At 62.4% G+C, this 11,661-nt stretch carries 11 protein-coding genes; 8 read left to right on the top strand and 3 right to left on the bottom strand.

From position 1 onward, the window contains the following. Positions 1-61 precede the first annotated feature (61 nt). A complete protein-coding gene (locus AC1U7K_RS17625) occupies positions 62-547 on the bottom strand; it encodes a PilZ domain-containing protein (RefSeq protein ID WP_480253077.1) in 486 nt (161 codons plus the stop codon). Positions 548-664: 117 nt separating this feature from the next. On the opposite strand from AC1U7K_RS17625, the gene AC1U7K_RS17620 reads away from it, so the two are divergent. The 7 genes from AC1U7K_RS17620 to AC1U7K_RS17590 all read left to right on the top strand — a co-directional run bounded on the left by AC1U7K_RS17620 (position 665) and on the right by AC1U7K_RS17590 (position 8,773). Continuing rightward, entirely contained in the window at positions 665-1,441 is a 777-nt protein-coding gene (locus tag AC1U7K_RS17620) for an inositol monophosphatase family protein (RefSeq protein WP_480253075.1), read from the top strand. Between the two features lie 138 nt (positions 1,442-1,579). Then, positions 1,580-2,038 carry an SRPBCC family protein gene (locus tag AC1U7K_RS17615; protein WP_480253073.1) on the top strand — a complete coding sequence of 153 codons (459 nt, stop codon included), beginning with the start codon at positions 1,580-1,582 and terminating at the stop codon, positions 2,036-2,038. A gap of 145 nt (positions 2,039-2,183) precedes the next feature. Next, a complete protein-coding gene (xth, locus tag AC1U7K_RS17610) occupies positions 2,184-2,960 on the top strand; it encodes an exodeoxyribonuclease III (protein WP_480253071.1) in 777 nt (258 codons plus the stop codon). Positions 2,961-2,969: 9 nt separating this feature from the next. Then, positions 2,970-3,488 carry a sirohydrochlorin chelatase gene (locus AC1U7K_RS17605; protein ID WP_480253069.1) on the top strand — a complete coding sequence of 173 codons (519 nt, stop codon included), beginning with the start codon at positions 2,970-2,972 and terminating at the stop codon, positions 3,486-3,488. A gap of 69 nt (positions 3,489-3,557) precedes the next feature. Continuing rightward, a complete protein-coding gene (locus AC1U7K_RS17600) occupies positions 3,558-4,895 on the top strand; it encodes a tetratricopeptide repeat protein (protein ID WP_480253067.1) in 1,338 nt (445 codons plus the stop codon). Positions 4,896-4,897: 2 nt separating this feature from the next. Next, positions 4,898-7,705, top strand: coding sequence for a sigma 54-interacting transcriptional regulator (locus AC1U7K_RS17595; protein ID WP_480253065.1), 2,808 nt, complete (start codon positions 4,898-4,900; stop codon positions 7,703-7,705). Positions 7,706-7,957: 252 nt separating this feature from the next. Continuing rightward, positions 7,958-8,773 (top strand): OmpA family protein, encoded by an 816-nt coding sequence (locus AC1U7K_RS17590; protein WP_480253064.1) that lies wholly within the window; start codon positions 7,958-7,960, stop codon positions 8,771-8,773. 248 nt (positions 8,774-9,021) lie between these two features. Here the strand turns inward: AC1U7K_RS17590 and AC1U7K_RS17585 are convergent, their stop codons facing one another. Continuing rightward, positions 9,022-9,429 carry a secondary thiamine-phosphate synthase enzyme YjbQ gene (locus AC1U7K_RS17585; protein ID WP_480253062.1) on the bottom strand — a complete coding sequence of 136 codons (408 nt, stop codon included), beginning with the start codon at positions 9,427-9,429 and terminating at the stop codon, positions 9,022-9,024. Positions 9,430-9,469: 40 nt separating this feature from the next. Between AC1U7K_RS17585 and AC1U7K_RS17580 the strand changes: the two genes are divergently transcribed. Further along, positions 9,470-10,171 carry a glycerophosphodiester phosphodiesterase gene (locus AC1U7K_RS17580; protein ID WP_480253061.1) on the top strand — a complete coding sequence of 234 codons (702 nt, stop codon included), beginning with the start codon at positions 9,470-9,472 and terminating at the stop codon, positions 10,169-10,171. Positions 10,172-10,273: 102 nt separating this feature from the next. Here the strand turns inward: AC1U7K_RS17580 and AC1U7K_RS17575 are convergent, their stop codons facing one another. Continuing rightward, positions 10,274-11,656, bottom strand: coding sequence for a YihY/virulence factor BrkB family protein (locus tag AC1U7K_RS17575; protein ID WP_480253060.1), 1,383 nt, complete (start codon positions 11,654-11,656; stop codon positions 10,274-10,276). Positions 11,657-11,661 lie beyond the last annotated feature (5 nt).

Here is an 11,661-nt window from a genome sequence, read left to right as displayed (position 1 = left end):
TCCTGGCCAGCGTGGCTCGATTTTGTCAGCGCACTTCAGAGACAGGACACTAGAGCGAGAGTTAGCGAGGGCCCGAGGCGCCGTTGGCGTGGAGAAATTCAAAGAGGTGCTTGTTATCCCGGGCCGAGCGCAGGAATTTGAAGCCGACCAGACGGCCTCTGACTGACCGGACCATGGCGGCGACCTCGACGGGCGGACGTCCTTCTTGCAGCATCAATTGGAGATAGAAAATGTCATCGAGCTGCATGATCGTGTCGCTTTCGATCACACAGCCGCCCATTGAGATATCGAGGACCGTGCCGGTGCCGCGAACCCGGCCACCGGAAAACGAGAGCGCGAGCCGCACGGGGATGCGCCGATGTTCACGTCGGTCCACGGCGCTGGTCGCCGGCAAGCGATGGCTCCACGCGATGAAACGGTGGCTGCAGGATTGACAGCGAAACGGGGACAAGCGCAAGAGCGCGGCGCAGCGCTCCAAGAAAGAGAAGCATGGCGCCCGCAGAACGGCCGCGTCCCCGCAGTCGGGACAACTCAACGCCGCGCTCATGACCTGCTCGGTTGCCATCGGTACTAAGCAGTATATCTGAGTCTTCAGTTTTTGCCCGTGACCGTCTCTTTTTCCGGGTAGCCTAAACCTGATAGGGTGACAGAGGAGGCATGTACGATGGACCGAGAGATTGCGGTCGTGCAAGCGGCTGTCCATGAGGCGGGGCAACAGGTCCTGCAGTTGGCGGCCCACGGGTTCGAGACCCATATCAAGCACGACCGCTCCCCCGTCACGACGGCGGATCTGGCGGTCAACCGGATCCTCCAACAGACGCTCCTCCACGCCTTTCCCGGCGACGGTTGGTTGTCAGAGGAAACGCCGGACGATCCCGCGCGACTGAAAAAGAGCCGCGTGTGGGTCATCGATCCGATAGACGGCACGAAGTACTTCATGACCGGTGTGCCGCAATACGCGATCTCGGTGGCGTTGGTCGAGGAGCAGCGGCCTACGTGCGCCGTTATCTATAATCCGGCTACCAATGAGCTGTTCACCGCGATCAAGGGCCGCGGGGCATGGCTGAATCAGAACCGGCTGCGAGTCAGAGCCGATGTGCCGGCGCAGCCGGCCATACTCGTCAATCCGTCCGGCCATCGGCGCGACGCGTTTCGCGTCATCGATGACGCCGTCGAGTGCCGGCCGATGGGCTCGATCGCCTATACGTTGGCCCTCGTCGCCGCCGGGCGGAGCGACGGGACGATCAATGTCGATCGGTTGAATGAATGGGATATCGCTGCTGGCGTCTTGTTGATCGAGGAGGCCGGCGGCTGTTGGAGCGATATGACCGGGAGTCCCGTTCCGTTCAATCAACTGAAAACCGCCATCCGCGGAGTCTTGGCCTCGAACGCCTCGCTTCACCCCACACTCGTCGATCTCGCCAAACGTCTGAAACCCTAGCTCCGGCTGCGGCCCGGTCCGACACGTCGAGCCCTCCCGTCGGACACCATCGGCCACGCGGCCCCTATAGTCCGCCTCCCTGATTTTCCCTACACTCGAAACAACAGCGATCACGAACTTCTGACCAAAGGAGGACACATGTCAACGATTGAGAAATCGATCGATGTCAATGTGCCGGTGCGAACCGCGTACAATCAATGGACCCAGTTCGAAGAGTTCCCGAAGTTCATGGAGGGCGTGCAGGAAGTCAAACAGGTCACGGACAAGCATCTGCATTGGCGCGCGAACATTGGCGGGAAGGACAAGGAGTGGGACGCCGAGATCATCGAGCAGGTTCCTGACCAACGGATCGCCTGGCGGAGCCGCATGGGGGCTCCGAACGGGGGCGTCGTGACCTTCCACTCACTGGCGCCCGACAAATGCCGGATCATGCTCCAACTGGAATACGATCCGGAAACCTTCGTCGAAAAAGCCGGCGATGCCGTCGGAATCGTCTCTCAACGCGTCCAAGGCGATCTCAATCGCTTCAAGGAGTTCATCGAGTCCCGGGGGACGGAAACGGGCGCGTGGCGGGGCGAGGTCCGCAAAACCGGCTGAACGCCGACGAGATGGTGGGCGCGAGTCGCCCACCATCCTCTTTCTCATAAAACTCGTGCTCTCCTCAGTCCTCTGCGTCGTCGGGTCTCGAATTCCCATTACTCGCCGCCTCGCTCCTGCGGTATAATTCCTCCGCCTTTCTTACATGAAAATTGCCACGTTCAACGTCAACTCGATTCGCATGCGGCTGCCCACCGTGCTCGAGTGGCTTGATCGCCACAAGCCGGACGTCCTCTGCTTGCAAGAGACGAAGGTGCAGGACGAACACTTTCCCGCGCTGGCGTTCGCGGGCAGCGGCTACCATGTTGTGTACCGCGGGATGAAGTCCTACAACGGCGTGGCTCTCTTCTCTCGTACCGAACCCGAGGCGGTGTTCTTCGGATTCAACGACGATCAGCCGGAGCCGGACGATGAGCGGCTCATGCGCGTCGTGATTCGCGGGATCCCGATCATCAATACGTACGTGCCCAACGGTTTCAAGATCGACTCCCCCAAATACACGTACAAGCTGGGCTGGTTCATGCGGCTGCGTCATTACTTCGAGACGCATCTCACACGTAGTCAGCCTGCCGTGTGGTGCGGTGACATGAATGTCGCGCCCGAGCCCATCGACGTGCACAGCCCCGAGAAACATCTCAGGCACGTGTGCTTCCATGAAGAGGTGCGCCGGGCGTACAAGGACACGGTGGCGTGGGGCTTCGTGGACGTCTTCCGAAAGCTCTATCCGGACAAACAACAGTTCACCTTTTGGGATTATCTCCGCCCGAGTTCACTCGACAAGAACAAGGGCTGGCGCATCGACCATATCTTGGCAACCCCTGCCCTCGCCGATCGCTGCACGGCGGTGGATGTGGACATTGAACCGCGGCGTGGTCCCAACCCCTCCGATCACACGTTTCTCTGGGCGGAGTTCGCAGTGTGAAGGTTTGACATGGCAAAGCGGCGACGCCGCGGGGTGGTCCTCGTCGGTCATGGCGCCATCCCGAAAGACTATCCCCGTGAACGGGTGACTCGACTGAAAAGTCTCGAGGCGCGACGGCGCGCGCAATCCCAGCCCCCGAGCGACGACGAGCGGGAGTTGGACCGGCACATCCGGACTTGGCCACGGAGTCAGGATACCGATCCGTATCGAGCCGGCCTCGAAGCCCTGGCGGCCGAGGTCCGAATGCTGCTGGACGACGACCTCTTTGCGGTCGCGTACAATGAATTCTGCGCGCCCACCGTCGAGGAGGCGGTTGAAGGTTTGATCAAGCAGGGAGCGGAGACCATCGTGGTCGTCTCCTCCATGTTTACGCCCGGAGGCAGCCATGCCGAAATCGAGATCCCCGAGAGCTTGGAGCGACTCCGAGCCAAATATCCGCGTGTGCCGATCCACTACGCATGGCCTTTTGATCTGTCGATGATCGCCGGCATGCTCGTGAGTCATCTCAACCGCATGCCCAGTGAGTGATGCGATGGCGCCACACCACCGACTGGTTGCGGTCCGTTTCGAGGACCCGATACTAGAGAGATGATGCCCATGCCGCTCTCCATCCTTTTGATGATCCTCGGTCTGGGCGCGCTTGCCCTGCCGCCTCTCGCAGGCTCGCAGGACGCGCCGTCCGCCGTGCCATCCGCTGAAATCGAGAGGCCGGACGGCTCACCGCCGGCGGCACCCGATGCGACGGCCGCACTCGTGACCGAGCCCGATGACGTGGAAGCGCACGAATTGCTGGGGATGGAGCGTCTGCGGTCAAGCGATTATCCGGGCGCGGTCGACGAGTTTCGTGAGGCGATGCGCCTCGACCCGAGCCGCATCGGCTCTCGGCTCGGCCTGGGGAAAGCCTATTATCTGCTCGGGGACTTTGAAAATGCGCTGGAGGCGTTTCGGAGCGCGCTGCGCCTCGATCCCGAGTCCGCGATCGCGCACCTGCATCTCGCAACCGTGCTCTTGGCGCGCCGGGATTGGGCCGGTGCCCGTGATGAGTTAGAGACCGTCCGGCGGCTTCAGCCGGATTCGATCCATGCGCTCTACACGCTCGGCCACGTACGCTACGCGATGGGCGACCGGGTCGGGGCGGAGACCGCATACCGGGATGTCATCACAGTGAAGCCGGATCATGCGGACGCGCATTACAACTTGGGACTGCTCTTAAAGCTCAGTGGCCAGGATGCGGTCGCCGCGGAGGAGTTCTATGTGGCGGCGCTCGCCGGGCTGCCCCGGGCGCAATACTTCCTCGGAAGCGCGCACGCCGCGGGACGCGGCGTCGAACGCAACCTCGCCGTGGCGGTCCAATGGTGGTACCGGGCGGCCGACCAACAGGACGCGCAGGCAAAGGACGCCTTATCGCAGCTCCGGCAAAGTGTGTTTGCAAAAGGAAAACGCCCTGAGGAGAGTCGGCTCATCGCCGATGCCTTCGCCGCCTATCGGACGGACCTGCGCAAGCAGTACCTCAATGGCGCGGCCGATTCAGCACAACTCATCGGGGACGTCCTGCTGGAGAGCGGTCGAATTGATGACGGGCTGGATTTGCTCATCCGCGAGGCCGAAGCGCTGAGCGAACCCGCCCAACAGCGGTTGGAAACCCTCTATCTGAATGGCATCGAGGGCCGGCTGCCGCCCCATCACTCGCGGATCCTCGAGTACCTCAAGGCCGTTGCCGATGAAGGCGCGCCGACGGCCCGGCTCGTCCTCGCGCGGATTTATGCGACGGGGACAGGAGTCCCGCAAGATGTGGTCAAAGCCCGCAGTTTGCTCAAGAACAATCCACTCGACGAAGCCAAGAGCTTGCTCAACACCCTGACGGTCGCTGAACAGTCGGCGGGCAAGATGAAGTCCCCGCCCAATTCTCGATCCGGTTCACCGCCTCGCCGTTGAAGATGCAACGCCTGATCGACGCTGCGAAGCAATCACGACTCGGCCTGTCACTCTTCATGGGCGTCAGTGGGACCTTGCTGGCAGCCTGCATTTCCGCTCTCCTCCCGCCGGTAGCCACCGCGATCAATTACCTGCCCTACGGCATGTGGCAACGATTGGCCGGTGCCCCGCCGATCCATCCCGCGATTGTGCTCATTACCCGGGACGCCGAGACCGACGGCCGATTCAGGACTGGCCCCATCGACCATGCAGTGTACGCACGGACGGTGACGGCGCTCGCACGCGCCGGCGCCCGTGTCATTGGTCTCGACGCACGGTTGGACCGATCGACGGCCGGAACCCGGGGCGGAGCGGTCGGCGATGCCATGCTGATCGAGGCGACACGTACGGCCGGCCAAGTGGTGTATCCGCTCTCCGTACGCGCCTTCGGCGATGCCGCCGTCGAAGCCTCTGCACGGATCGCGCACCCGTCCTGGCCCGTGGTGTCGCCGGCCCTAGCGCCGCGGCTCATCGCCCTGTCACCCGCCGCGCCGCCCCTTCCCGCACTCATCCAGCATGCGCTCACTCTCGGGCACAATTACCTCCCGCCCGATCCGGACGGCTCTATCCGGCGGGTGTGGTTGTTCGGGCGGATTGCGGATCGCGCCGCACCGGCATTCGGGATGGCGTTGGCCGCCGCTTACTGGGACGCGCCGGCCGAGCACCTTGTCCTTCGTCCGACCCAGGTCCTCGTTCGTGGTGCACGCCTTTCCGAAAGCGTCACGGATGACGTCCGCATTCCCACTGACCGCCACATCAGGATGCTGGTGGGGCGATCGGCGCACTTGCCACGTCCGTCCTTTCCTTCGCATTCATTGCTCGACGTCTGGAACGCCATCGATCGCGGTGATACCGAAACCTTGCGCGAGTGGGTGGCGGAGAAGGTTGTGGTGATCCTGACGGATGAGCATGCGCCGAGCGACGGGACCACGGCCGACCGCGCAGGTGAGACGATGGCCTACGTGGCGACATTGAACACGCTGTTGACCGGCTCGTGGACTGAAGAAGCCGGGACGATGGGCAGCATGCTCGCCAGTGTGGCACTCGCTGCTTTTGCGGCATGGCTTCTCCTCTCTGTACCCGAGTGGGCCGCGTTTGCCGGCATCAGCCTGCTCGGCACGGCCTACATCGCCTTGTCGTTCGTCGCGTTACAGACGGAGGCGTTCGTCCTCCCCGTCTTCGTTCCACTCGCCGCGACGGCCCTGACATCCGCCGGCGCGACGCTCCCGCTTCACATCGCGGCGGGTCGGCGAATCGAAAGCTTGCAGCAGCAGATCGCCCGGGTTGAGGCACAACTGACCGCGGTGCGCGACGATCTGATTAGTCGGGAGTCGGCCGTCGAGCGGCTCGAGGAAGATTTGGAAGCGGCGAAGGCGGCTGTTGCGCGGTCGATCGGGAAGGAGCACGAGCTGCAGCGATCGGTAGAAACGGTGCGCGCCGAGCTGGCCGAAGCAAGGGCACAGGAAGAACGGAGCCGCGCCATGCTTCACGCCCTCGAAGGAGAATTGGCGGGCCTACGGGTCGCGACCCGCAAAGCCGATACGTCAAAGGCGGAGCCTCCCGATACCTTTCGTGAGGAATGCGAGCGGCTCGGGATCATCACCCGGGACCCGGCGGTTCTGAACGTCTACCGTGACGTGAAAAAAGCCGCGCGGTCCGTGATCCCGATCCTCATTCTCGGTGAGCCGGGGACGGGAAAGGAATTGTTCGCGCGCGCGGTGCACGTGCTGAGCCCGCGAGCAGCAGGGCCGTTCGTCGCCGTCAACATGGCGGCGGTCGCTCCCGACCTGTTCGAAAGCGAGTTGTTCGGCCATGCCAAAGGCAGCTTTACGGGCGCCCTGAACGAGCGGAAGGGCTTGTTCGAGCAAGCCCATCGCGGCACGCTCTTTCTCGATGAAATCGGCGATCTGCGGCCCGATCAGCAGGGCAAATTGCTCCGGGTGCTTCAGGAACAATCGCTCTACCGGGTGGGCGAGAGTCAGCCACGCGCGGTCGATGTTCGCATCGTCGCGGCCACCAACAAGAACCTCGAAGCCGGCGTCGAAGAGGGCTGGTTTCGGGAAGACCTGTATTTTCGCCTCAACGGCGTCGTGGTCACGCTTCCGCCGTTACGCGACCGACCCGGGGATGTACCGTTCCTGGCTGAACGGTTCGTGAAGAACGCCGCACGCCAATTGGGGCGGTCCGACATCGGGCTGTCCGAGGAAGCGATGCACGCGCTTCAGTCCGCCCCGTGGCCCGGGAATGTCCGTGAGCTGCGACAGTGCCTGGAGCGGGCGGTCGCACTCGCGGAGCAGCGCCTCATTACGAAAGCAGACCTGCGGCTGACTGTCAGCCCCCCGCTTCGATCTTCCGGTTTGACGTCTGCTGACGGCACCGGCGATCAGGAGGTCTTAGCCTGCCTCAGGCGTCATCGTTTCGACATGCAGGCGACCGCGCGAAGTCTCGGCTGGGACCGCAGCACGGTGACGCAACGATTGAAAGGCCTCGGGTTTCGCGCACTCGTTGAAGCGGGAGGGGATATGCGGCGCGCGGCAGCCATGCTCGCCGATGACCCGGCGCTTGCGGCGACCGTCGAGTTGAAACTGCGGGACTATTACGCGCATCTGACCAAGATCCTTCAGGCCTACCCGTCATCACAGGATGCCGTTGCCGCCTGCCGGAAACGATTCAAGAATCTTCCCGACCGTCACTTCGAAGCTGTGGCACGGCTGATCACGCGACACTTCACCGCTGCCTCACCCAGCACGCCTCTTCCCCCGCGTCGCTAACGCTTAGTTCAGAGAAACCGCCATGCGGGGCCAGCCCCGCATGGCGGGGATACGCCCGCACGGACGTGGATCCGTTTCGGGCGTTGGTGCATTGAAAAGCGCCGAACATCGCGCCCTCCACGCTCTCTGCGACTGGCGCCTTCCTTGCTCCCTCCCCGCCGCGCCGGCCCGCATTGAACCGGGAAGGAGGTGATGGGCAATCAGCCGCCGGCTCTGACAACAAGGCAATCAACTCAACGAGGGAGGGACAGTATGTCAAAGACGATCGAACAGGCGCCCATGCATGCGGTAGCGGGCGCAGCAGGGCCGTCGGGCAGGATTCAATCAGCCGGGCCAAGCAACAAGGGCAGCGATCTCAGCGTGAAACATATTCTCATCGCGCTGCTTGTCTTTGCCGCTATGGTCGGACTCTTCGTCTATGGGTTCCACGTTCAGCAGCAGAGAATGGCCGCCCATGAGGCGGGCACGGTGGTGCCAGCTCCGCGGAAAGAGGCAGCGCCGGGAGTCTCCTCACCGACGATGAAGCCTGGGGTTTCCATCAGTTCGGTCGACACCGAGCGAGCCATGGCTGACCAGTCCGCCGGGCTTTCCTCTCGCCATGCGGACGTCTACTTCGATTTCGGCAAAAGTCGGCTCCGGGCTGACGCGACCGCCGTCCTGCAGGAGCATGCCACGGCGATCAAAGGCAACGGCTATTGGGCCGTGGTGATTCAAGGGTACGCCGACCGGCACGGCGCCGCCGGCTACAACAAGGGGTTGGCGTTGAAACGAGCCGAGACCGTGAAGCAGTTCCTCACGGAGCTCGGCATTCCAGCCGACTCGATGAAGGCTGTGAGCATCGGGCAGGAGGCGATGGTCTGCGTCGATTCATCCCTCACGTGTCAACGTCTCAACCGGCGCGTTCATCTCGAGTTTGTGAAGCTGGACACGCCCGTGGCCAATGCCCCGGGACCTTCCGAAACCGGGAGGACCGAGACGGGGGAGCCGGAGATATCGGCATCGCAAGATGGTGCAGTGCCGATCACGACCGATCATGCGCCCAGGACCGAGTCGTCGGGCGAACCCTGAGCAAAGCGGGCGGGCGGCGTACGCCGCCCGCCCATGGTCATACCGTAAATAGGAGACGCGATGTTCGCCCATCTCAGCCGAATCCGCCTTTTGAGCGCGCCACTCGGAGCACCTCGGCTGCTCCTGGCGTGCTTCGTCTTTCTGGTGCTCGTTACACTTCTGTCCATCGTCATGCTCGTGCCTGTCTTTGAACAGTAGGAGGAAGAGGTAGGACATCCACGATCAATGCTTGATGGTACTCCCATCGGTCAGTGAACGGCAGTTCCCGGCATGAATGCCACCTGGACCTCGCGCTGCCGCGGCCCATCGAGCTCGATCAAGAGAACCGACTGCCAGGTGCCGAGGACGAGGCGGCCTCGATTGATCGCGACGACCAAAGATGGTCCGAGGATCGAGGAGGCCATGTGTGACCAGGCGTGCGAAGGATCATGGGCATGCCGAAAATCTATGCGCGGAATCATCTGCTCCACGACATCCAGGAGGTCGGCTTCCGTCTCTTCCCCGACTTCGCCGGTGGTGAGCGCAGCGGTCGTGTGGGTCACGAACAGGCAGCAGAGACCGTCGACGATTTTCCGTTTCTCGATCAGCGCATGGAGCCGGTCGGTGAGGTCGACAACTTGTTTGACCCGATCCGTCTTGATTTGCAGTGTCTCCATGACGCCATTATAGACAACCCTCGTCGCAGAGCAGAGTACCGTGATCATCGTAGGCCACCGAGGCGCGGCCGGACACGTCCTCGAGAATACCCTTGGCTCGATTGAAAAGGCCATCAAGCTTGGGGTGGATTATGTCGAAGTCGATATCCGAGTCACATACGATGGCACACCGATTCTCATGCACGATGAGACGGTTGATCGGACGACGACTGGCCACGGCCGTGTGGCCGAGCTGACATGGGAAGCTCTCCGGCGACTCCCGACCAGAGACGGTCAACGTGTGCCGGCCCTCGAGGAGGTTCTGGCAACATGCCGGCACCGGGTAGGACTGATCCTGGAACTCAAGACGATAGGCAGCTGCAGAGAGGTCATCCAGGCTGCCACGGCGTCGGGCTTCGACGGGCCGCTGCTCTACGCCTCATTTCAGCACGATGAATTGGCGCGTCTCCGTGCGCACAGCGCAGCCGCCCCGATCATGCCTCTCATGAATGCCGTTCCTGATGGGATCGCGCCGGCACTTCAAGCGCTTGGGGCGACTCATCTCGGATGCCGACAGGACCGGATCGCGCGTCGCCACGTGGAACGATTGCACGAGGCGGGTCTGCAGGTGTTTCTCTTCACCGTTAATTCCGCAGCGGCAATGACGCGAGCCGCCACGCTCGGCGCCGATGCGCTGATTTCTGACTACCCCGATCTCGTTCAGACGATCGAGGGCTTTCGACGAAGTGGAATGACCCCGTAGTGGAAGGCGTCATTCCACTCGTCGGCTGTTGTTCATGATACGGATTCCACTGCCGGCGCAGGACGAAAGCGCGGAGCCCGGTCATGAGCATTGCGACCCGCGTTAGGAGACCGAGGCAAATGGCGGCTCGTGCGCGTCTTCATCGCTTCGGCGCACGGAGGATTCCGGGAACGTCTCTTTGACAAGGGACCGCAGGCTCACATCTCGAAACGCCTCTCGCACAATTCGGTTCCGGCGCTCCAACAGACGATCCACTGAACTTCCGAGCTCGGAAGCTCTTGTGCGCGCGTGGTTGTCGCGATCCCGGATGGCGTCCAAGACCTCTGACACGGCAATCAACTCGGGCGGTCTCGCGATGCCAATACCTTCCGGTTCGATGATCCGACAAAGAAACCCAAGCTCGATGAGCCCCTTCACCTGTTCCTCAACGATGGAAAGCGGCATATGCATGTCCGCAGCGATCTCTGTCGTCGGGAGTGGCCCGCCTCCCGCAAGGTGCCGCCGAGCGATCTCGACGAGAAGCAGCAAGGCGAAGCGCTCGCGAAACCCGTGCGTCGCATGCGTCTGCAGGAATCGCGTCCGGTAGGTCGCGGGATGTTGATGGAAGAACGCCACTTGCCCGCCCACGAGGATGATCACCCAGTTGATATAGAGCCACAGGAAAAAGAGAACGAGGATCGCAAAACCTGAATAGATGGCGCTGTATTTGGACGATTGGACGACGAACGCCGCGAAGACCTCACCGGCGATTCCCCAGAGAACTGCCGCCGTGACTCCGCCGACGAGCGCCGAGCTGACGCGGACCGTTGTATTGGGAATGAATTTGTAGAGAAAGCTGAACAGCGCGGAAAGAAGGAGGTACGGCATGAGCTGTGCGGCCCAGACGGCAAGATATCCGAACGGCTGGATCGCCAGCACTTTTTGCACCAGGGTATTGCTCTGGACGGAGGCGAGCAGGGCGAAGGCCGCCGTGACGAGGACGGGCCCGACGAGGACGACGCTGAGATAATCGGCGAATTTGCGCCCCCATGAGCGACCCCGCGGTACCCGCCAAATCGCATTAAACGTGCCTTCGATCTTGTCGATCAGCGCGTAGGTCGTGTAGATCAAGCCCCCGATGCCGACGAGCCCGAGCACACCAACCTTGATATTGTTCACGAAGCCGATGACTTGCCGCGTGATATCGGCGCCCTTTTCGCCCAGCGGCTCAAGCGCCTGAGCGAGGACCGGCTCGACCATTTGATGGACGCCGAACGCTTTCAGTACGGAGAACGTCAGAGCGAGGAACGGCACGAGTGACAGCAGCGTCGTGTAGACGAGGCCGGCGGCCCGTGCGTCCAGCAGGCGGTCTTGGAATTCACCAATCGCGGCCAGGATCAGTCGGATCGTCTGTAACCCCACGCGTCGGAGACCGTGCACGGAGTCGAGATCGATCGCCCACAGATCGTGCTTGAAGAATTGATCCAGACGCGCGGCTTTGCTCATGCTCC

Source organism: Nitrospira sp. Vd2 (genome assembly GCF_979581665.1).
This window is presented reverse-complemented; position numbering and strand designations above follow the sequence as displayed.

What these genes read in the sequence shown, in the direction of transcription:
- AC1U7K_RS17625 (WP_480253077.1), bottom strand. Translation starts at nt 547, where the DNA reads ATGAGCGCGGCGTTGAGTTGTCCCGACTGCGGGGACGCGGCCGTTCTG.
- AC1U7K_RS17620 (WP_480253075.1), top strand. Translation starts at nt 665, where the DNA reads ATGGACCGAGAGATTGCGGTCGTGCAAGCGGCTGTCCATGAGGCGGGG.
- AC1U7K_RS17615 (WP_480253073.1), top strand. Translation starts at nt 1,580, where the DNA reads ATGTCAACGATTGAGAAATCGATCGATGTCAATGTGCCGGTGCGAACC.
- xth (WP_480253071.1), top strand. Translation starts at nt 2,184, where the DNA reads ATGAAAATTGCCACGTTCAACGTCAACTCGATTCGCATGCGGCTGCCC.
- AC1U7K_RS17605 (WP_480253069.1), top strand. Translation starts at nt 2,970, where the DNA reads ATGGCAAAGCGGCGACGCCGCGGGGTGGTCCTCGTCGGTCATGGCGCC.
- AC1U7K_RS17600 (WP_480253067.1), top strand. Translation starts at nt 3,558, where the DNA reads ATGCCGCTCTCCATCCTTTTGATGATCCTCGGTCTGGGCGCGCTTGCC.
- AC1U7K_RS17595 (WP_480253065.1), top strand. Translation starts at nt 4,898, where the DNA reads ATGCAACGCCTGATCGACGCTGCGAAGCAATCACGACTCGGCCTGTCA.
- AC1U7K_RS17590 (WP_480253064.1), top strand. Translation starts at nt 7,958, where the DNA reads ATGTCAAAGACGATCGAACAGGCGCCCATGCATGCGGTAGCGGGCGCA.
- AC1U7K_RS17585 (WP_480253062.1), bottom strand. Translation starts at nt 9,429, where the DNA reads ATGGAGACACTGCAAATCAAGACGGATCGGGTCAAACAAGTTGTCGAC.
- AC1U7K_RS17575 (WP_480253060.1), bottom strand. Translation starts at nt 11,656, where the DNA reads ATGAGCAAAGCCGCGCGTCTGGATCAATTCTTCAAGCACGATCTGTGG.